Annotated in this window: 20 protein-coding genes and 1 pseudogene; 3 read left to right on the top strand and 18 right to left on the bottom strand. The window is 38.9% G+C overall.

What is annotated here, in order from left to right; all coding sequences use genetic code 11:
* Positions 1 to 183: 183 nt before the first annotated feature.
* The 5 genes from AC3ZVC_RS12840 to AC3ZVC_RS12820 form a co-directional block, all read right to left on the bottom strand.
* A complete protein-coding gene (locus tag AC3ZVC_RS12840) occupies positions 184 to 3,195 on the bottom strand; it encodes a tetratricopeptide repeat protein (RefSeq protein WP_490063654.1) in 3,012 nt (1,003 codons plus the stop codon).
* Positions 3,196 to 3,254: 59 nt separating this feature from the next.
* Entirely contained in the window at positions 3,255 to 4,391 is a 1,137-nt protein-coding gene (locus AC3ZVC_RS12835) for a hypothetical protein (RefSeq protein ID WP_490063653.1), read from the bottom strand.
* Between the two features lie 205 nt (positions 4,392 to 4,596).
* Entirely contained in the window at positions 4,597 to 5,571 is a 975-nt protein-coding gene (locus tag AC3ZVC_RS12830) for a S66 family peptidase (RefSeq protein WP_490063652.1), read from the bottom strand.
* 122 nt (positions 5,572 to 5,693) lie between these two features.
* Positions 5,694 to 7,160 carry an NAD(P)/FAD-dependent oxidoreductase gene (locus AC3ZVC_RS12825; protein WP_490063651.1) on the bottom strand — a complete coding sequence of 489 codons (1,467 nt, stop codon included), beginning with the start codon at positions 7,158 to 7,160 and terminating at the stop codon, positions 5,694 to 5,696.
* Positions 7,161 to 7,754: 594 nt separating this feature from the next.
* Positions 7,755 to 7,922 (bottom strand): YjcZ family sporulation protein, encoded by a 168-nt coding sequence (locus AC3ZVC_RS12820; protein ID WP_214727551.1) that lies wholly within the window; start codon positions 7,920 to 7,922, stop codon positions 7,755 to 7,757.
* Between the two features lie 192 nt (positions 7,923 to 8,114).
* Here AC3ZVC_RS12820 and AC3ZVC_RS12815 point away from each other — a divergent pair, with 192 nt between their 5' ends.
* Both AC3ZVC_RS12815 and AC3ZVC_RS12810 read left to right on the top strand, forming a co-directional pair.
* Complete coding sequence (locus AC3ZVC_RS12815; protein ID WP_490063650.1) at positions 8,115 to 9,206, top strand: SGNH/GDSL hydrolase family protein; 1,092 nt, start codon at positions 8,115 to 8,117, stop codon at positions 9,204 to 9,206.
* Between the two features lie 38 nt (positions 9,207 to 9,244).
* Positions 9,245 to 9,844: a DUF502 domain-containing protein gene (locus AC3ZVC_RS12810; RefSeq protein ID WP_490063649.1), complete on the top strand. Its 600-nt coding sequence runs from the start codon at positions 9,245 to 9,247 to the stop codon at positions 9,842 to 9,844.
* Positions 9,845 to 9,893: 49 nt separating this feature from the next.
* Here AC3ZVC_RS12810 and AC3ZVC_RS12805 read toward each other — a convergent pair whose 3' ends face one another.
* The 4 genes from AC3ZVC_RS12805 to rsgA all read right to left on the bottom strand — a co-directional run bounded on the left by AC3ZVC_RS12805 (position 9,894) and on the right by rsgA (position 12,583).
* Positions 9,894 to 10,391, bottom strand: coding sequence for a PTS sugar transporter subunit IIA (locus tag AC3ZVC_RS12805; RefSeq protein ID WP_490063648.1), 498 nt, complete (start codon positions 10,389 to 10,391; stop codon positions 9,894 to 9,896).
* A gap of 18 nt (positions 10,392 to 10,409) precedes the next feature.
* Positions 10,410 to 10,850 (bottom strand): peptide-methionine (R)-S-oxide reductase MsrB, encoded by a 441-nt coding sequence (msrB, locus tag AC3ZVC_RS12800; protein WP_214727555.1) that lies wholly within the window; start codon positions 10,848 to 10,850, stop codon positions 10,410 to 10,412.
* Positions 10,847 to 11,386 carry a peptide-methionine (S)-S-oxide reductase MsrA gene (gene msrA, locus AC3ZVC_RS12795; RefSeq protein WP_490063647.1) on the bottom strand — a complete coding sequence of 180 codons (540 nt, stop codon included), beginning with the start codon at positions 11,384 to 11,386 and terminating at the stop codon, positions 10,847 to 10,849. The genes msrB and msrA overlap by 4 nt, the downstream gene beginning before the upstream one ends.
* 138 nt (positions 11,387 to 11,524) lie before the next feature.
* Positions 11,525 to 12,583, bottom strand: a complete 1,059-nt coding sequence (gene rsgA / locus AC3ZVC_RS12790; RefSeq protein WP_490063646.1) for a ribosome small subunit-dependent GTPase A — start codon at positions 12,581 to 12,583, stop codon at positions 11,525 to 11,527.
* Between the two features lie 387 nt (positions 12,584 to 12,970).
* Between rsgA and AC3ZVC_RS12785 the strand changes: the two genes are divergently transcribed.
* Positions 12,971 to 13,741: a DUF4397 domain-containing protein gene (locus tag AC3ZVC_RS12785; RefSeq protein ID WP_490063645.1), complete on the top strand. Its 771-nt coding sequence runs from the start codon at positions 12,971 to 12,973 to the stop codon at positions 13,739 to 13,741.
* Positions 13,742 to 13,820: 79 nt separating this feature from the next.
* Here the strand turns inward: AC3ZVC_RS12785 and AC3ZVC_RS12780 are convergent, their stop codons facing one another.
* From AC3ZVC_RS12780 to AC3ZVC_RS12740, 9 genes and pseudogenes are all read right to left on the bottom strand, one after another.
* A complete protein-coding gene (locus AC3ZVC_RS12780; protein WP_490068922.1) occupies positions 13,821 to 14,411 on the bottom strand; it encodes a YpmS family protein in 591 nt (196 codons plus the stop codon).
* Entirely contained in the window at positions 14,395 to 15,303 is a 909-nt protein-coding gene (locus AC3ZVC_RS12775; RefSeq protein WP_490063644.1) for an SGNH/GDSL hydrolase family protein, read from the bottom strand. The genes AC3ZVC_RS12780 and AC3ZVC_RS12775 overlap by 17 nt, the downstream gene beginning before the upstream one ends.
* A gap of 55 nt (positions 15,304 to 15,358) precedes the next feature.
* Entirely contained in the window at positions 15,359 to 15,937 is a 579-nt protein-coding gene (locus AC3ZVC_RS12770; protein ID WP_490063643.1) for an SCO family protein, read from the bottom strand.
* A gap of 271 nt (positions 15,938 to 16,208) precedes the next feature.
* Positions 16,209 to 17,188, bottom strand: a pseudogene (locus AC3ZVC_RS12765) (nucleoside hydrolase).
* An 87-nt stretch (positions 17,189 to 17,275) separates the two neighbouring features.
* Positions 17,276 to 18,892 (bottom strand): ATP-binding protein, encoded by a 1,617-nt coding sequence (locus tag AC3ZVC_RS12760; RefSeq protein WP_490063642.1) that lies wholly within the window; start codon positions 18,890 to 18,892, stop codon positions 17,276 to 17,278.
* A 207-nt stretch (positions 18,893 to 19,099) separates the two neighbouring features.
* Positions 19,100 to 19,945, bottom strand: coding sequence for a DegV family protein (locus tag AC3ZVC_RS12755; protein ID WP_490063641.1), 846 nt, complete (start codon positions 19,943 to 19,945; stop codon positions 19,100 to 19,102).
* Positions 19,946 to 20,117: 172 nt separating this feature from the next.
* Positions 20,118 to 20,369: a DUF2535 family protein gene (locus AC3ZVC_RS12750; protein ID WP_490063640.1), complete on the bottom strand. Its 252-nt coding sequence runs from the start codon at positions 20,367 to 20,369 to the stop codon at positions 20,118 to 20,120.
* Between the two features lie 106 nt (positions 20,370 to 20,475).
* Complete coding sequence (gene tatC, locus AC3ZVC_RS12745) at positions 20,476 to 21,216, bottom strand: twin-arginine translocase subunit TatC (protein ID WP_490063639.1); 741 nt, start codon at positions 21,214 to 21,216, stop codon at positions 20,476 to 20,478.
* Between the two features lie 152 nt (positions 21,217 to 21,368).
* Positions 21,369 to 21,572: a twin-arginine translocase TatA/TatE family subunit gene (locus tag AC3ZVC_RS12740; protein ID WP_490063638.1), complete on the bottom strand. Its 204-nt coding sequence runs from the start codon at positions 21,570 to 21,572 to the stop codon at positions 21,369 to 21,371.
* Between the last annotated feature and the right edge of the window lie 11 nt (positions 21,573 to 21,583).

Genomic DNA, 21,583 nt, shown 5'->3' with positions numbered 1-21,583 from the left:
TGCTGCTGGCTTAACATCCAAACAGCCTTCTGGCTTAAAAACCTATCCTGTGTTTTGGCCAATATATTAAATTGTATGAAATGAATTATTAAATCTTTCTTAAAGAATGCCGATATCCCCAAAATGAAATATACTAATGAAGGCAAAAAAAAAACAGCCACACAATGGTGGCTGAAAGCATAATTAAATCATGCTTTTTTTCAAATTAATAAGGTCATTGTCTTCTTCTGCAAGTTCATGAAAAAATCCATCTTCGTCATGAGCAAATACATAATCCAGTTCTGCTTCAGCTTCTACAAGCCGGTGTAAGATTGATAGATAACATGCTTTATTATATCTTGCCATTAATAGATCCGGATCTATACCAAGCACTTCATCCATAAGCTGGAGGGATTTTTCCACGTTTTTCATTTTATGATAAGAGATGCCCATTTCAATAAAAAGTGAAGAATCTTTCGGATGGATTTTTAGACCTTCCTCCATAACTGCTATCGCTTCTTCATATCTCCTTCTTGTGTTTAAAAGATTGCCGTATCTAAAATGTGCTTCAGTTTCATAGGGATTTTCCATAATAATTTTGGTGAAAAGCTCTTCTGCCTGGGTAAATCTCATTCTTTGTGTATAAGCAATCGCCTTTAAAAGCATAAGATGGGTATCGCCAGGATTTTCTTCGAGACAGGCATCCAGCAGCTTTATAGCTTTATTTACTTCTGCTGCATCCTCGAGTGGATCACTGCCCCCAGATAGATGCAGCTGGGCAAGCTGGTAGGCTGTTAAGAAATCCCATCCTTTCTCAAGGGAAGTTTTTAATACCTTCTTTGCATCTTCCTCTAAATTGACAGATTCATAGAATCTGGCCAGGCCAACCGGGGCACTCTTATTCATAGGGTCATGTTTGATCGATAATTCATATAGATCAATAATTACCCCATATAAGGTAATCTGCCTTGTTTTATCCCTCATTTTCTGAACAACCCTTCCGAAGAGCGAAGGCCTTTGCTCAGTCTCCCAATCTATGGCGCTTCCATACTGTTCCAAAGCTTGTGCTGCCATGTAAAAAACCCGGCTTTTTTCACTCTTATCTGATCTAACCTTAGCCATAAACATAGGAAGCTGAAGAAGTTTTTTAGTCTCTGCAAATAACACAATTAAAGTCTCATATAAATCTTCATCTTCCCAGTTTTCTTGAATTAATTCTTCCAGCAAACGTCTTGCTTCTTTATTTTTCTTTTTCTTCATGAAAAATTTTGAATAATGATGCTTTACCTCAGACAAGTCTGGATATAGCTGCAAAGCTTCCTGCAGGCATCTCTCTTCCTCTTTACTGTCACCTGCTGCACCATACGCATATGCCAGGCTGTCCAGCCTCCATGTTTCAAGAACTTCGCCTTTTTTCAGGTGCAATCTTTCTATAAACTCACTAAGACCTTCACTGGTAATCAAGCTTGTTAAATATTCAACATTAACTCTAAGAGGAGCAATATCGAGCAGCTGAAGCATATAGGCTGCTTCCTGCTTTTTATCACCTAGTATTCCGTATATCTGTGCAAGCCTAGTATATGCTCCTTCTGCATTAGGATTAAGAACTATACTCTGATTCAACGCTTCAAGAGCGTGTTCGAAATGTTCAAGCTTAAAATAAGTTTCGCCAAGCCTGTAATAAGGAAAACCAGTTTCGTGTATCCTAATGGCCTTTTCGTAAATACGAATTGCCTCTCCATACTGGCCAGCACTTTCATATAAAGTCCCTGCATAGCAAAGATACTCAATTTGATCTTTTTCTTCCTCAGCTTTGTCTTTAAGGAAAGATATGCCTCGCTCTAGAAATGGTGTCTCTTCCAGGATATTCACATAGAGCTCCAGGGCCTCAACCAGATTTTGATCAATATAGTCAAAACCTCTTTCAATTAAGGTTAATGCCTCCTCTAGCAGGCTGCTGTTTTCTGATTCTGCAGCCCAATCGGCAAACATCTTTCCTCCATTAATCAAAAACTCACTATCCCCTCCAAAACGTCCAGCATGTTTTCTTAAAAATTCAACTGCCCTATCTATCCTCTTTATTTCTGAAAGAACATATGCATAACCAAGATATGCGAATATCTCTTCCGGGTAGTGATTTATGCAAGAATCGTAAACTTGCTCTGCTTTTTCAAATTCCTCATGATCCTTGTAAAAGTCACCTAAACGAATAAGAAGCTGAGGACTATTGACAAGCTTCTTGCCTCTAGTTAAGATTTCTTCAGCTCGAGTTTCGTCTTCCAAGTTATATTCATACAAATCGGCAAGAGCCAAATATGGGTAAGGGATTTCCGGATCCAAGCTGGCCGAAACGATAAACCCTCTCTCAGCCTTGCGCAGCTTTCCTTTTATTTGGTCGAGTTTTGCTCTCTCGTACCATACATGTGCATCACCTTTATCCTCCCGCAGCAATTGATCGTAAATAAAGCGGGCTTCTGTTGCCAATTCCAAATCGGAGAGAATTAAAGCATGGTTGACCCTAATAAAGCGGTCATGTACATAAAACGACATCGCAATATCTGAAATTTCCTTTGCCTTTTTAGGCTCAGAATTATAAAGGAAGCATAAAGCAACATAACTCCATGTGTAGAATTGATCAGGGTCAAGCTCCAAAGATTTTCTGAATAAAGTTATAGCAGACTCGTATTTGTCTTTATAAAGATGGATCCTTCCCAGCAAAAACTGATATAAAGGACTAAAGGTTTTTCTTTCAACCATCGATAATACCCTCTCCGCCTTATCCATTTCCTGTAAACGGATATAAGCCTGAGCTGCATGAAGTTTAAAAAAGTCAGACTCTGGATGGCTGGCCAGCAGTTTTGCTGCACAAGTTATAACAAATTCCTTATGCATATCGCCAGATAAATACTTTACTGCATAAATAAGCGTATAAGGTTCATTCATATTGGAGGCTAAGAAATCGGCAATAATGGGTGTGTTTTCCTTTTCATCCTCTTCAACTTTCTCTGATAGGGAGTGCAGTTCCCGATAATACTGATCTTCCACAATATTTAAAAAGTTCAGCTCGTCTTCCTTCTCTATAGGAACTGCTGCAATTGACAAAAAGCTTGTGTTCATATGAAGCTTTAGAAATTCTCCATATGTAACATACATAGTTTCAAGAAAATTTGGATCTTGAACCATATAAAAACCAAAACGGTCATCAAATCCGGTCATTAGTTGGACATGGGATGAATGCTCAAAATCGACGCTAAGTATGATCGGTATACCTTTTTTCAGTAAAGCTTTATATCGTTTTTCACTTCCTGTAAAAAACCGGCAAGAGAAGCCTTCTTTTTCAAGATAATCACAGAGGCAGATAGCTTTGAACCTGATACATCAAAAATATGTTCGGCAATTTCATCCTGATTTGCTTTTTTTCCGTAATATAAATAGAGCATTTCAAAGCTGGCAGGGACACAATAATTGCTTTTCTGAATAACAGGTGTGATAGAAAGCTTCTTCACGGTCGTTTCATAATTGATTGCATTTTTTAGTGAAAAGGGACTTTCCTTCAGTTTCTTTTTATCCACATATTCTTTCAGATTTTTAAGATCATTTTTCTGATAAAAAGAAAGAGTCCTGAGATGTTCAAAATATTGTCTATATCCGTGAGAGGGAACAAGACTATCAAGCTGGTCCATTACTGAAAGCATTTCATCAGTTAAACCTGCATCTCTGTAGCGGCGGATCAGTTCCATATGTAAAGCCGGGACTTCTGGATGCTGCACGATTCCTTCTTTTATCAAGCTCAGAGATTCTTCCGGTTCACCATTTGCTGCATATAAATCGGATAGCAAAAGATAGCATACATGGCCGCGCTCCTGTTCCTTCAGACCTTTCTTTAAGCAAATCTCTGCTTTAGCCCGATCACCAGTCTGCAGGTAAAAAAATCCTGTCTTATCCCATATCGGCTTCTTGGCAATAGCCTCCATTTCAGCAAGCCATTTTTCGGCTTCTTTCATTCTCTTCATCTCCAAAAGGCTATGAATCTTTGTAAACAAAGCACTTACTGCCAGCTCTGAATTTTCTTCCCCTGATTGTTCACTCAAATATTCAGATATAATCTCATCAGCTTCCAATGCTTTTCCGCTGTCATTCAACTCCTCGCAATACCAAACTGCAGTTTGAAGCGTGTTGAAACGGCGATGTGCATACCGAGCAAGGAACCCGCTGTATTGGTACATGATCCCCCGGTCAAATAATTGAAGGAGCATTTTAAAATCTTCAACCGAAGAGATTTCCGCCAATTTTTTTTTGATATCTGAAAGCTTTAATTTATTTATTTCGTCCAATTCTTTTGATAAAACACTAAGTGCACTTATAAATGCCCTGTTTTCTACTAATCTTTTTAGCTCATTGATGATTTCCATCCTGCACCTCATTTGGATAAGTTAGAAATATCATACAAAGTTTAACAGATAAATACTACAGGAAATGGTTGTATTTTTTACAAATAGGTTTGTTAAGCATGTCTGTTATTTTCCCTTCAATCAGCAGAGTGCCAAAATCAACAGTCTGCTTTAACAAAGCCTTGCAAATAAAAAGCCCCGACATTACCGCCGGAGCTTAATTTTACTATTGTTCAATCCAAATTTCAGTATCTGTCCCATTGGCAGAAATAGCTGCTTTTGCGCCAATCGGGATGGTGGCAAAAGGATGCACATGGCCAAAGTTCACATTGGCAATGACCGGTATCCCTTTAAGCTCCTTTTTAGAATCAATAATTTTTCGCAGAGCTTCTTCAGTTACCTGGGAGTTTTTCTGAAATCTGCCAATTAAAATTGCTTGTATACTTTGTGCATCTGGAAGATGAAGCAATGATTGAAGATCCCTGTCAAATGCGAGTGGGTGGGATTCTTCATCATCCTCAATGAATAGGATTGAGTTTTTAAGTGAAGGCATGAATTCGGTTCCCTGAAGCAAGTTAAGGGTGCAAAGATTCCCGCCGATCAAAACGCCTTCTGCTTCTCCTTCCTGAAGGACTATATAGCCATCTTGTTTTAAGAATTTCCTGTCTTCCTGATCCAAATACCACGGGTCATCACTCCAGTGGGTAGAAGGGACAATTTCATACGGCGCATCATTTGTGACGGCATTAATAAAGGATTCGAGGGTGTACTCGAACCCATGTTTAACACCGAAACTTGAAAAATGGGGACCCGAATACGTAATTAATCCCGTTTTTTTATAAATCGCACCCTGCAATGCAGTAATATCACTGAATCCGCAAAATACCTTTGGGTTGTTTTTTATAAGTTCAAAATCTATGTATTTTAAAAGCTGGTTTGCGTTATAGCCTCCTATTACTGTTAGAACCCCTTTTACTTTCGGATCGGTAAAGGCTTCATGCAAGTCCTCCACTCTGTCTTCGATAGAAGAACTGAAAAACTCATCATGGATTTCTGCGTTTTTTCCAAAAGTAACTGTGAAACCAAGTTGGTTTAATCGCTCCTGTGCAATTCTTAATTGCTCCCCCTTAATGATTGCCATGCTTCTGGACGGTGCAATCACCCTGATTTCATCACCAGGCTTCAAGCGCTCTGCAAGCATTGTACTTCCTCTCCTTATACTGTTAAATACAAATATTTTAACAGAGATTTGCAGATCCTGGAATGATGGTTATCACTGTATAACAAAAAAAGACCTGCTTTGCAGCAAGGCCCTTTATTACTTTATACAGTTACAGGTTCCCTTCTTGGGGCATTCTTTGTTTTTTCAACAATGTCTCTTGCAATCCAAACTCCGCAAGCACCTGCCTGGGCAAGCCCTCTTGTTATTCCTGCACCGTCTCCACCGACATAAAGGCCGCTGATTTCTGTTTCAAATCGATCGTTTAACCTCGGGCGGGCCGAATAGAATTTTGCTTCAACACCGTAGAAAAGTGTATGCTCGGATGCAAGGCCAGGTGAAACATGGTTTAACGCCTCTGTCATTTCTACTAGGCTTTTCATTGTATTGTATGGAAGAACAAGGCCTAAATCTCCTGGTACAGCCTCTTTTAAAGTTGGCTCCAGGAAGCCTTCTTTAATTCTTTTCTCTGTAGATCTTCTGCCTTTTAAAATATCCCCATACTTTTGAACGATGATCCCGCCATTTGAGAGACTGTTCGCAAGCCTTGAAATTTCGTGAGCGTATTCATTCGGCTTATCGAAGGGCTCAGAGAATGTATGGGAAACAAGCAACGCAAAGTTTGTATTCGGGCTTCCCAGCTTTGGGTCTTTATAAGCGTGGCCATTTGCAAGCATAATTCCCGAATGATTCTCAACTACTACGTGCCCTGATGGGTTGCTGCAGAAGGTTCGGACTCTAGTTCCAACTGAAGTGTTGAAGGTGAATTTTCCTTCATAAAGATGCTTATTTATCTCTTCCATGACAATATTGGATGTTTCAACACGAACACCAATATCCACCTGATTATTGATCATTTTTAAACGGCGCGACTTTAGAAGGTTCGCAAGCCAGACAGATCCATCTCTTCCAGGTGCAACAACCACTTTTTCAGCATGTATTTCATTTCCTGCTTTCAGCTTCACTCCCACAATCTTATGGCCATCAGCTGTTTTTTCTGTGATTAGATCTCCAACCTCTGTCTTGTAGGACATATCAATTTTTTCACGAAGATATTCATAAATGCTTTTTAGAATTTCAAGGTTTTGTTCTGTACCTAAATGTCTCACCTGGGCACGTAGAAGCTTAAGTCCGGCTGCATATCCGCGGCGCTCGATGTCCCTCACTTCATCAGTCATCGGATCGGTAATGCTTTCAGTCGCCCCGTGCTGCAGGTTAATTTCATCTACATATTTAATCAATTCAACAACTTGGGAATCAGGAAGATAATCGGTCATCCAGCCGCCAAATTCACTTGTGATATTAAACTTTCCGTCTGAATAAGCCCCTGCTCCGCCAAAACCATTTGTGATAGAACACGCGGGAAGGCATCCTGCAAACTCTTTTCTCCCTGCAGCCGGCGGGCACTTCTCAATTTTTTTCTGTAAAATTGGACAATTTCTTCTATATATATCATGACCTTTATCAATTAATAAGATATTAGCTTCAGGCATTTTCAGCGTTAGCTCATAGCAAGTAAATATTCCCGCCGGCCCAGCGCCGACAACTATTACATCATAATTTGTTTTCATCGTCCCATTCCCCCAGACGCATTTTTCGTTTATTTCTTTAACCAAATGTAACTATATCAAATTTAACTTAATCGGTCAATTTATTTACGAACTATATTTTATTAAAAATGATTAACGTTCGGTTTTTAAGCAATTTACTTTTAATTGTATAAATTCAGATAAAGATATGTATGGATGGGGATAGTGCCGTATTCACGGCGTTTACGCTCGAGGTCGTTTGCTTTTCACGAGCGTTAATGTATTTCCGAGCGGCGTTCCTACGTTACGTTCTCTTTACGCCTCCCTTCAAAATGGACCTCCCCCAAAGGAACAAAATATAAGGCTATTTTCGTATAGATTGTTGTTTTTGGACTATAAAGCTTGCCCGTTGATTTCCGCTCCAGTCACGCAGCGAACCCGCGGGGAGGAACGGGAGCCTCCTCGGCGTTTCACGCCTGCGGGGTCTCACGCTCCCTCTCTTCCCGCAGGAGTCAAGTGCCTTCCACTCCAATCAACTCAGTAATTAAAACTAGTTTGTAAGCAACAAACTTTGCGAAAACAGCCAAATATAAAAAAGGCTGCCCCTTAAGGACAGCCCTCTTTAAATCCATTATATTACCACTTGCCGCAGCAGCATGCTCCGATGATAATTAATAAAATGAACAATACAACGATTAAGGCAAATCCGCCATAACCTCCGCCGTAATGAGCACCTGCTACAGGATATCCATATCCAGGATAGCATTGGTCGTAACCTGCACCAGCAACTGCACCTTTATACATTAACAATCACTCCTCAACAAAGATTTCTTGGGCATTTTCAATATTAATGTATGTGGCAGGGACTTGACCCGCATGTGCATTTGCCCATTTTTAATAAAAAATCGCTTTACCTCATATTTAAGCTTTTCACCATAGGCATTATTAGGGTACGATAACAATAAGGAAATTGTATATAAATGGGGAGGCAAACCAATGAAAAAAAGGAAGATTGGCATATATTTTTTTATCATCACTTTTATTTATGGTTTGTATCAATTATTTGATAGCATAACAAAAGTAGAAAGCGCCAATCCTACTAGTGTTTATGAAAAACTGGCCAGCAAAGAGAATATCAATTATCTTATCATTGGAGATAGCATCGGCAGGGGTTCAGGCGCAACCTCAAAATCAACGGCATGGTTTTCCCGGCTTGAACGCCTTTTGCATAAAGAGTATGGGATTAAAGCCAAGCGACATTCATTAGTACAAAGCGGCGCAACTGCGTTTGAAGGTTTCTATAAGCTGCAGCAATCAAAGCATTTTGGAAAAATTGACTTAACGTTTATCGTTTTTGGGGAAAATGACCGTAAATATATGAATGAAGAGGAATTCTCTTTTTTTTATGAAGGTTTAATCCGGAAGACTAAACAGCTTTATCCAGATACAGAAATTATTACAATTACTGAAAGCCCGCTTGACAATGCAGCGTTTGCCCAGGCTATAACAACTATTTCAAAACATTATGGAGCAAAAAATATTGATATGAGAAAACCCTTTGAACAATCAGGACAGCCTATCGAGGAACTGACAAAGGATATGGTCCATCCCAATGATGCAGGCTATGAAATCTATGCAGATACATTATATAAACAGTTAAAAGAATTTATTGCTAATAAAGCAGAAACAGCTGCCTTATCCGCTCCAATTAATGAGGATACAGACTTTGAAATTGCTTCTATACCGCATGTAACAGACATATCAGGTTCATTTATACACAAGGACGGCATTTGGGAAAGCAGCCAACCTGGTGACAGCCTGGAATATCAGTTTACCGGTCCTTTTTTAGGAGTAAATATGATCAGAAGCGAAATGGGCAGCAAGATGGATGTTTTTATTGATGAAGTTTTTGTTACATCGCTTTCTGCATGGTGGCCTTTAACAAAAGAAAGATATCAGTATATTGCGAGCGGGCTCGAAAATGGTCCCCATCATGTAAAGTTTATTGTGACGGGTGAAAAATCAGTCAATAATAATTTGGACGATTCTGTCATACAGATTTCTTCCATCCTGACAAAAGCAGAATAGAAAAATTTTTTCCCGCTTGGAAGAGGAGAAATAAAGTAATGAAAAGCTTGTTAAAGAATTTTATTAATGGGATTATAACCATTGTACCCATTATTTTAGCGATTTTTGTAGTCGTCAAAACTTTTTTATTTTTGGATAGCCTTATGGGGAATGTTCTGAAGCCCTACCTGAAAGAAGATTATATTCCAGGTGTCGGACTTTTGGCTACATTAGTACTGATTACTCTATTTGGGTGGCTTTCAACAAAATTTATTACCGGTTCCATTATCAAGCTAGTTGATCGCCTCCTTGAAAAAATTCCCCTTGTTAAAACAATTTACTCGGTGATTAAGGATACTGTCCACTCTTTTTTGGGCGAAAAAAAGTCATTCTCAAAAGTAGCACTTGTTACGATACCAGGAACTGAAATGAAGAGCCTTGGGTTCATAACATCGGAAGAGCTGGAGGATTTTTATCATCCCCTAAAGGAATATATAGCTGTATATGTTCCCCAAACTTTTCAGGTAGCAGGCTTCACCTTTTTAATCCCCAAAGAACATGTTGAGATTATTGATGTTAAGCCTGAAAACGCCATGAAGTTTATTCTCTCAGGCGGAATGACTTCAAAGGGGAATCCAGTGAAGGAACATTCTATGTAATAATAAATTATAAAAAGGAAAGCCGCCCTTCACAAGGCGGCTTTTCTTTTTATTTCGCCGTAATAGTCATGATTGGAGAGTTACCTCTTGTTACAGGACCTTCAGCGTTTTTCTCAAGTGATGCAATCTTGTCGCCATTTGTTACGATGATTGGAGTAACCGTGCTTTTCGCTTTCTCTTTAACAAGATCCAAATCAAACGTAACTAGCTTTTCGCCTGCATTAACTTTTGAGCCTTCAGAAACATGTGTCTCAAATCCTTCCCCTTTCATGGAGACCGTTTCAAGACCGATGTGAATTAAAATTTCCGCCCCATTTTCAGCACGGATTCCAATGGCATGCTTTGTCGGGAAAACTTGCATAATCTCTCCATTTACTGGTGAGACAACTACCCCTTCTGAAGGTTCGATAGCAATGCCATCCCCCATCATTTTTTCAGCAAACACTGGATCCGGAACTTCTTCAAGATTAATAGCTCTGCCTGTTAATGCAGCCCTAACTTCTAAAGGTTTTAAGGCTTCTTTTTTTCCAAATAGCTTTTTAAACATAAAAACACCTTCCAATTCTTAATTTGCATCATCGAATAATTTCTGATATTCTTTGTAACCTTCTTCCTCTAGCTTCTCCTTAGGAATAAACCTAAGAGCAGCTGAATTAATGCAGTAACGCAGGCCGGCAGGTCCCGGCCCATCATCAAAAACATGGCCAAGATGTGAATCTGCTGTTTTGCTTCTCACTTCTGTCCTGACCATGAAATGGCTCTGATCTTCTTTTTCCAAAATTTCATTCTCTTCGATAGGCTTGGTAAAGCTCGGCCATCCACATCCTGCATCATATTTATCCTTTGAGCTGAAGAGAGGTTTTCCAGATACAATATCCACATATATTCCATCTTTAAATTCATTCCAGTATTCATTGCGAAATGGAGGTTCTGTACCATTATTCTGAGTTACATCATACTGCATAGGATTGAGTTTCTGCTTTAATTCCTCTTTATTGCTCTTCATATGCTTTCACCCCAACGTGCCTTTATAAAGGCCTTTCTTCCTGATCCGGTCTGATATGCTTCGTACCTTCCTGGATTCTTTTTGTAGTAATGCTGGTGATAATCTTCTGCAGGGTAAAAGTCTGAAGCCGGAAGGATCTTTGTCACAATCGGTTTTGTAAAAGGACCGTTTTTCTCCAGCTCTTGCTTCGATTCCTCTGCTTGTTGTTTTTGGCTTTCATTGTGATAGAAAATGGCTGTCTGGTATGACTGGCCCCTATCGTAAAACTGGCCGCCCTCATCTGTCGGATCAATCTGCTGCCAATACAATTCCAGGAGCTTTTCGTAAGGAAAAACCTGGGGATCAAACACGATTTGGACTGCTTCATAATGGCCAGTTGTCTCTGAACATACTTCCTGGTAGGTAGGGTTCTTCACATTTCCTCCGGTATAGCCGGATATCACTTCCTTGATTCCGGGCTGTTCATCAAATGGCTTCACCATACACCAAAAGCAGCCTCCTGCAAATGTTGCTGCTTCGTATTGTTTATCTCCCATTCTGTCCACCTCTTTCCGGCACTTCTCTACCTTTTACTTTTTCCCTTTAAAAGAAGATTTTACGCCATATACATAAGATTAATGAAAATATCTTTCATATGCAAAAGAAACCCCTTCAATGAAGAGGTTTCTGAAATTTTATACTCTTTTATGCTTTACGCCGGCGCTGATTTTTTTCCAGCGTTTGCGTTCCTCCGATTGTGCCCGCTTATCCTGTTTTCTGTCTAAATAAGCAAGCTCCTTCAGAAGCTTTTTATAGCTATTAAGGCGCGCACCGGAAAGGGTACCTTTCTCGACCTGCAGGATAACAGCACATCCAGGTTCATTCTCGTGTGTACAGTCCCTGAATTTGCAGTTTTTTGCGGCTGATTCTATATCAGTAAAGCTTTCAGCAAGTCCGCTTTCGCTTTCCCACAGCTGAAGCTCTCTCATTCCCGGAGTGTCAATCAGCACCGAGCCTTCAGGAAGCAGAATGAGTTCACGGTGAGTAGTTGTGTGTTTCCCCTTATCATCGCTTTCTCTGATATCCTGAACTTTTTGCTTTTCCTGCCCAAGCAGATAATTTGTGAGTGTCGATTTTCCTACACCTGACGAACCAAGCAATGCTATTGTTTTACCTGGTCCAAGAAATGGCTTCAAGCCTTCTATTCCCTTCTCTTCTACTACACTAATTGAAACAATAGGGACCCCCATTGCAATACTTTCTACTTCTTCAAGCTTTTCCAGCAGATTACTGCAAAGATCTGCCTTTGTCAGAACAATGACAGGGTTAGCACCGCTTTCCCAGGATAATAGCAAGTATCTTTCCAATCTCCTTAAATTTAGATCCTCGTTAAGTGAGTTAACTAGAAAGATGGTATCCACGTTAGCGGCAACAATTTGTTCTTCCGTACTTACCCCCGCAGATTTTCTTGAGAACTTGCTTTTTCTTGGCAGCACAGCATGAATCGACCCACGCTGTTCACCAGCCCTCTCTTTAATTACAACCCAATCACCAACTGCAGGGTAGTCTTCTCTGGCAGTAGCTTCAAATGAGAATTTGCCTGTTACTTCACAAAGCAATTCCCCTTTTTCCGTCCAGACACGGTACATCCTTTTATGCTCTAAGGCGACACGTCCAATTTGATACTCCTTTTGTTCATATGCTGAAAATGCTTCTTTAAAATAATCATCAAATCCATAGTTATTAATAGTCAAGGTTTGTTCCTCCATGCTTATTATTATTTTGGAAAGCACTTCTTATGCCACTTCCGTATTTTCGCAAACAAAAAAACCATAGGCCATCAGCCCATGGTTTAATAAGCATAGGAAAAACATTACAGTTTCCGCTCGATTAAACGAATTCCAATTGGGCTGTGCCTGAATTATCTACAATGAACGTATAAACAAGAATTCCTTTTGCCATAGCACATCACCCGCTTTCGTTTATTTATTTTTATTATATGGAAGATTACGCCAAAAGTAAAGACTTTATTTAATTTTCATCCTAATCTTAAATGATTAAAGGGCTCCTTCAAGTTGTGACACCAACCCAAAGAAACGCATATGTTATGGATGTAAGCAAATGAGATAGGAGCGAGGAGTATGGCTAAAGACAGAAACCACCAATGGTATTTTCAAAAAGCAGCAAAGTATGACCTTTTAGCACAATACTTTAAATATATAGATCCGGCTAAACATATTGCCTATTATCAGAAACATCTTCACTGTCTTAACTATGCAATGCATATGATGCGCACAAATAATATGATGCCGGCAGGTGAAGAAACCCAGCAAGCAACAGCAAAAGTACGCATTGTTCATACATCACCTGATGCTGGCCCGGTTGATATCTATGTAAACGGCACAAGAATATTGAAGGACTTTCCATATAAAGAAGCAAGTGATTACCTATCATTGCCGGCAGGAAGATACCAGATTGATATTTACCCGGCAGGAAATATGGTTTCTACTGTATTAAGCAGAAAGATTACAGTTGAATCTGGGAAGGTATATACAGTGATTGCCGCAGGAAACGCCGCAAAGTTAAAGCTTGTGGTTTTAGAAGATCAGCCTGATGTGCCATCCGGAGAAACAAAAATCAGGTTTGTCCATCTTTCACCGGATGCCCCGGCTGTCGATATTGCTGTGAAAAATCGGGATGTGATTTTTCCGAACATATCGTTCCGGCAGGCCAGCAAATATCTGGCTTTAACCCCTATGACTGTCGATTTGGAAGCGAGAATTGCCGGTACTCCCAATGTTGCCTTAGCAATACCGCGCACCCAATTTAAGGCAGATCAGGTATATACCTTATTGGCAGTGGGCTCCGTAGCCGGTGAGCCTGAATTAGAAGCAATCATTCTTCCTGGCTGATGCTGATTCGAAAAAGTAGCCAGCATATAATAAAAAAAGGATCCTTTCAGTTTCTGAAAGGATTCCTTATCCATGCTAATTATTTTACAGGAACTAAAAGAGTAAATCGGATATCATCCTGTTTTAAATTAAATTCATCCACTTTTACTTTCACATCACTTTTAAGCTTCATTTTTTGCAGTGACACATATATTCTTTCTTCCTTAGGCTGAATGGTGACCCCTTCGGGAAGTTTATAACGATCCCTGACCAATTTTAGAACATGGGAGACAGGCAGATTCATCTGCCCGACGGATATTGATTTCTGCTGAAGAACTACATCCCCGTTTTCCAATGCTTCCGGTTCGAACGAAAGCTTCATTTGCAGATCCTGGCTAAAAAATGGGATTGAACCATATAAATCCACTTCGTTATTCAGCAGCACTTTATAATCAATCGCTCCTCCAGTCAGCCCTTCTTTTTCAAGATAATGGTTGATTACCCTATTAAGATCCTCTTTATTTGCCTGAATATTAAAAGGTACATAATTACTTTCATTAACTTTGTTAGCTAAATATTCTTCATCTTCAGCTGGCAAGCTAATAAAAATCAGCAAAAATATGATAATGAATGCATTAATCGCCAGTAAAACAAAAAAAAGATTTTTCCACTTGTTATCTTTCAACTGCACTCTCTCCATTTCCTGCTGTTTCTCTTTTATATGGCAGCTCCTTTAAAACCTCTTCTGTCAGGGTTTCATAGACACGCCCTGCTATTAATTCATATCCTTTGTCATTTGGATGAAAATAATCGGTAAATAAGAGATTTTCCTGAGTATTTTGGAATATATCATCTATTTCAACAAAATAGGTTCCTGGATACTGTGCCAATATGGCTTGGCTTGTATTATTCCAGTCTTCAAGAATATCACTAATTTCCCTAATTTCTGAAAACCACTTTAAGAAAGGGTTATATAAACCTATTAAAACAATCTTAGTATTTGGATTTACCTCTTTTATTGTATTTAAAACCTCAGTTAAATTTTTTTCATAATTTATCTTTTCCTTTGTGAAAGCTTTCATTTTTAGGTTTGAAAAATTTTCCCGCACCACTTTCATTACATCATTGCCGCCAATGGTTATGATAACTACATCTGTATTTTTCACAGCATTTTTTACTTCATCAGTCGCTAATTTTTTTAATAATTGATCGGAACGATTGCCTCTAACACCAAAATTATATAAAGCTGCATCTTGAACACTTCTCTCTTGTTCCAATAGCTCTTCGAGATAAGGCAAATAGCCGCCTCGTTCAGTGCTGTCGCCAACACCCTGAGTTAAGGAATCCCCAACAGATGCAATCGTAAGATTTCTTGGAAAGAAACCCAGTGGAATTTGTTCTTTCGCAGATAGTTCTGATTGTTTGTTAGGCTGAACTATATCCTTATTAGTTAAAGGACTAAAACTGCAGGAAACCAGCAGAAACAAGCTAAAAAAGATGAAGGTGAATTTTCTGAACATTTTATCACCTGCCCCCATTAAGTCATTCATATTATAACATGTGCGTCTTATTTGAAAAAACAAACCCTCTTAAAGTTTGATTAACAAGACAAAAAAGAAAAATAGACCTTATAAAGGTCTATTGTAAGGCTTTGATATCCTTGATGATCTCATCTAAAGGAATTTCAGCAAGTCCAGTATAGTATTTCATTACTTTGCCTTCCTGATCGACTAGGTAAAAGTCTGTCCCATGAATTACCTGATCTCCAGTTTGCGGCTTTTTCACTATTGTTTTAAAGTAATCCATAGCGTACTGCTCGATATCCTCCTGGGCATAACCGGTCAGAAAATGCCAGTTGCTGAAATCTGCACTATATTGAGATCCAAACTCTTTTAACACTTCCGGTGTATCAACTTTAGGGTCAACACTAAAGGAAACAAACTCAATATTTTCAATGCCTTCTTCTTCAGCCAGCTGCTGAAGCTTTTTCATGTTGGCTGTCATGGGCATACAAACATCTTCACAGTTTGTAAAAATAAAGTCTGCAACCCAAACCTTACCTTCAAGATCCTTTAAACCGAATTCCTTATTATCTTGATTGATATAAGTAAAATCTGCCAGCTCCCAATTTAAAGCATTTTTTATTCCACTTTGTCCGCATGCTGAAAGAAGTAGAATAGCAGCTAAGCTAATCATTGCCAAAACTCGTAATTTCATAATTTCACCTGCTTTAATTAGTTACGAAGCTAATTTTAGCAAATATTCATGAAAGAAGAAAGAAATACCTGTGACAAACCTGTGAACAGAATTTCATTAGTCGATTACACCTGTTCTGACAAGTGTATTTTCCACTTTTATATCAAAGGTTGCATCCAGTTGCTTCGCTTTCCGAGGGCGGCCCGGGGAGCCTCCTCGTCACTACGCTCCTGCGGGGTCTCCCCTGACCCTTGCTCCATGTGGCAGTAGAAGAGAAAAAACACCCTGCTAATTAGGGTGTTCTTGTCTTATGGTTTGTCATAACATCATAAAATGTTTTAATAAAAGAAGAATAATTAAATTGCACGGCTATTTTATGGATACGGTATTTCATCTTATCCTCAGGTGGAACATTCCTAAAGTCACCGATGCTTTGCCCAAATGCTTCACCTCTATTTACTATTATCTTACAGGCACTTCCCTATACTGAACTTCTGCCATGTCAAGCATGGCCCAAAACGTAAATAAATCATGCAAAGGGCTCCCGCTAATGCCTTGATAAGTTTTCTTATAAAATTGGAAATAATAGTCAACCATTGGTTTCACTAGGAGACCCACCTTATTTTGTACAGATTGATAATAAGCATCCAGAGCATCTATTACAGCAGGAGTTATAATTGCAGACATTGTAACATCAAGCGGGTACACGTGAATTTTTACCGGTGCATTATCAAAAACAACATTTGCCGCGTATGGGTCACCGTAAAAATTGGCTTCTGCTACAGGGGTAACGTTCCCGGGGACATTGAAAGCACCACCCATTATATAAAAATCTTTTACTTTTCCCATTAGTCCAGGGTAAAGGATAAACGCGGCCGCCAAAGAAGAAAGCCTGCCGACATTAACTATGCAGATGTCATTCTCATATCTATTAATCAGCTCTTTAAATTCATCAAAGTTTTCAAACAAATCAACATTTTGTTCTATTTTTGGTACAATCGGGCCAAGCCCTTCCAATCCGTGAACATCTGGGTAATATATTGGAACTTCTCCAGTCAGGGGCAAAACGGCTCCGCTAAATACAGGTATGTCCTTTTGGCCGGTCAACTCCCTCAGATAAGCAGCATTTCTCAACGCATCTTCCCTCGACACATTCCCATAATCAGCTACAATGCCAACTATATTAATCTCTTCAGAGAAAAAGGCAAAAATAACAGCAACAAAGTCATCAATTCCAAAGTCACTGAAAAATAGAACATTTTTTTTCTTCATCCCCCCACCTCCCTAATTAAATGTATTCAGGGTGGAAAAAGAAATGGCAAAATTTTTCAATTCCAGGTCATCTGGCTTGTATCCTTTTTACCCTTTGGCTATTGGAATGTAAATTTTAAAAACTGTTCCTTTTCCTTTTTCACTGTCAACCTCTATTCGTCCTTTCATTCTTTCAATGATCTGGTAACAAACCAGCAGTCCCATTCCTGTTCCCTTTTCCTTTAAAGAATAAAAGGCTGTACCCAATCTTTCCAGTTCCTCTTTTGTCATGCCTATCACTGTGTCCCTTATTTCAAAAACTCCATATTGGCCATCTTGAAAGACCGATAGAGATAATCTTCCTCCATCTTTCATCGCTTCAATGCCATTTTTATAAATATTGATCAGTACTTGCTTAAGCTCACTCGTGTTCGCCCTAATGAAAACACCACCGGAAATATTCGATGCAATAGAGATGTTTTTAGACATAATTGCATAAGAATTCATTAAATCCATCACTTTTGACGCAAGTTCACCCGCCTCAAGGTCTTCAACCTGATCCAAATCTGGTTTAGCGAGTGATAAATAATCATTAATAATTGTCTCAGCCCTTTCCATTTCATCAATCATTAGCTTTATATACATGCGTTCTTCTTCGCTCATTTGGTCTTTTGCCAAAAAGATTTGCAGAAAACCTTTTACCACTGTCATTGGGTTCCTGATTTCATGGGCGACCGATGCAGCAAGCTGGCCGATTGCATTCATCTTTTCCGCTCTTTGAAGCTCCCTCAGGATTTTTGTTCTTTGCATAATGTGTTCCATTTCGCCTATAGCTTCTTCAAACCGGTGTGAAGAGGGGATGGTCCTTTGAACGGATCCGAATTGTTCCGAAGTTGCAGACAATCTCTCAAAAAGAATGGACAACTGGTTTGTCATAAAATTGAATCTTTCGGAAAGAACCCCCAAATCCGACTGATTTGATGGCTTTAGCTTCACATTAAAGTTTCCGCTGCTCACTTCTTTAAAGCCTGAGATTATATCATTGATCGGCTCTAGAACTTTTTTAAGTCCGCGTCTTAAAATAAAATATACAAGGATGATAATGGCTAAAAAGAAACCTGACAGATACAAAGCCAAATCCTTCTGAAATGAGTCTATCACTGCTGCATCAATATCAATACATAGAATGGCTGTAATATTGCCCTGCGAGTCTGTTATAGGTGCAAAGGCAGAAATCCACATTCCATATTGATCGCGATAAACTTTGCTGGATGCTGTGTTCTTATGGCTAATCGACTTAGAAAAACCCTCCAAAAATGCCTCTCCTGCTGAATAATTAGAAAAGGGTTCCAACCCAATATTTTTTTGGCTTTTAGAAGTTACTAAGTACATCACTGAACTATCATGATTTTTTTTAGGCATAAACAGGGAAGCATTAGAAAAGGATGCTTTTTCATCTACTAAAGAGATTACATATTCAAGCCTTTTATAGGCTGGATGTTCAGGATCTCGAAATTCCTTTACTTTTTCAACATCTTCAAAAGCAATAACAGAGCTCCAAAGAGAAGCCATTTCCGTTACCCTGTTTGAAAGCTGTTCCTCCATCTGTTTGGTTTCAACCATAAAGCTGATACCCGCTGTAAACACTGTAACGAAGAATGTTATAAGAAAGGAGAATAACAGCACTTTTCTGAATAAAGGAAGGTTTTTGATTTGATCTTTCATAAAACATTCACCGAATCCTTCTATTGTAAATAGCTAACTAACCTATTTCGTTAAAGCTCGCAAAAATACCTCTTAATTGAGAAAAGTTTTAAAGATTGCATACAATTACTCATGTATAAAAACTACTCAAAAATAGGTTTTAGACAAATCCATAAAGAGCCAAATAAAAAAAACGCAAGGTTCCATAAAGGAACCATGCGTCAATAGTTAATCTTCCAAATAATACATAAAGCCAATTGTTCCAGGACCAGTATGGGTGCTGATAATTGGCGTTGTTTCTTCTATTTTAATGTGTTCGTAACCAGTCATTTCTTCAATCATCATTTTCAGCTTAGAAGCAAGCCCATGACCTTCTGCATGCACGAGGCCTACCCCCTTAATTGCTTTCCCCTTAACATCCTCGGCAAATTGCTTAGCCAAATATTTTGCAACCTGAGTATGGCTTCTTACCTTTGCAACTGGTGTGTATACGCCTCCTTCAAGGGATGCAATTGGCTTTATATTAAGCAAAGATCCAATCATCGCTCTGCCTTTGCCAATTCTTCCCCCTTTTACAAGATTTTCAAGCGTATCCACCACTACAAATAATTTTGTATTCTCACGAATTGTATCCAGCCGCTCAACAATTTCTTCCACACTTTTTCCTTCCTTAGCCATTTCTGCTGCTTCCAACACTTGAAAGGCCAGTGCTTTGGAAATATATCTGGAATCTACTACTGAAACCTTTGCAGCTGACATTCCTGCTGCGCTTTCAGCAGACTGAGCTGTGCCACTCATCCCGCCTGTCATATGAATTGAAAGAATCTCATATCCTTCTTTTCCAAATCGGTCATAAACTTCTACAAATGCTCCAGCGGGAGGCTGGGAGCTTTTAGGAAGCTCAGTAGCTGCTTTCATTTTCCGCATAAACTCAGATGGGGTAATGTCAACCCGGTCTAAATATGTATTTCCATCAATATGGATCGATAATGGAACGACTTCAATATCATACTTTTCAATCATTTCAATAGACAGATCGGCAGTAGAATCTGTTACAATTTTAATTTTGCTCATTATGATTTCACATCCCTAGCATCAACAATTAGTTCATATTATACCTTTAAGCAATCTACAAATAAAGCGAAACATAAAACGAGCATTCGCTTACTATATTTGTCTGCCTGACTGCTTTAAACAAATCAGGCCCATAATAAAAGAGTACCGGCAATTGCCGGTACCCAAAGTGTTAGGCATTATTCTTTAGCTCAGGAGTTTTAAAAATTTCTTCATAAACCGGCCACTTTAAAACTCTTTTTAGGTACTCTCTAAATGAGTGGCTTCTGTTTGTTTTTCCACTGCCATATACGGCGGTAATAAAAGTTTGTAAACGGACTTGGATCATAAAATAATAATGGCTATCTTTCTCCAATACAGGAATTTCCACGATTTTTACCTTCTGTCCAACAGCATTTTTGAACTCTAGGCTTTTGAATAGCAAAATATCAATCCTCTTTTTTCACCCGTTTGTTTATATTATACCCCAATTATGGCTCGAAATGTGTCTGAATATGCTGTCTAACTAATTTTTTTATTAAAAAGATTTATTAACTATATTTCGAAGCTTCCGCATTCTGGTCTTTCTTCAGCTTTCGTTTATAAACAATTTTAGATAAGTTTATACTGATTTCATATAGAAGCAGCAAAGGGATTGTTACGAGAATATCAGACATAAAATCAGGTGGAGAAATGACTACAGATATTACAATTAGAACAAAATAAGCATATTTCCTTATTTTAGTAAGCACATACGGATTAATAATCCCGAGAGAAGTCAGGAACATAATGACCACTGGGAGCTCAAATAAAATCCCAAACGGCAGGGTCATATGAAGGACAAAACGAAAGTATTTATCAGCTGTGAAATTGGCCTCAAACATTTCTCCTCCCAATTCGACAAGGAAGCTTAAGACAGTTGGAAAGATAACAAAATACCCGAAGCATAAGCCTGCAATAAATAATATGAAAAGCGCCGGTACATACGAGAGTGAAACTCTTCGTTCAGCCGCAGTTAGAGCAGGCTTTACAAACAGCCAAATTTGAAAAGCCAAGACCGGAATGGTTCCTGCCACCGCAATGACAGTCGCAAGCATAAAATACACCCAAATAATATCGCTGGGCCCCAAAACAATTAATTTAACATCTAAATCTTTTACGAGCCACTGATAAATATCTTTTACAAATACGAAACCTGCAATAAAAAATACAATAAATGCTGCTGCTGTTATGATAAGCCTTTTTCTCAATTCATCCAGGTGATCGACTAAATTAAGCTCTTTATCTTCCATATTATTCTCCTGCAAATTTAATGAAGCCGGAATCTAACACAGCCTCTATTACTTTATCCGAGAGGCTCGCCTTTCTCTCCCATCAACATAGTGTCCAAAAATGGGCTATAACATTTCCAGCTAAAAAGAAAAAAGGCGCAAGAAGTAATTCCTCACACCTTATTTAACCGTTTTTTCTTTGTATCATCTTCAAGCTCTTCCATTACATCACTTGTCAGGTCACGAGTTGACTTCTTGAATTCCCTTAAAGTTTCCCCAAAAGCACGCCCGATTTCCGGCAGCTTCTTTGGTCCAAAAATTATAAGGGCCAACACAAGAATCAAAATTAACCCTGGAACACCGATATTCGAAAGCATGCAATACATCC

The organism is Cytobacillus sp. C11.1 (assembly GCF_058145115.1).
This window is presented reverse-complemented; position numbering and strand designations above follow the sequence as displayed.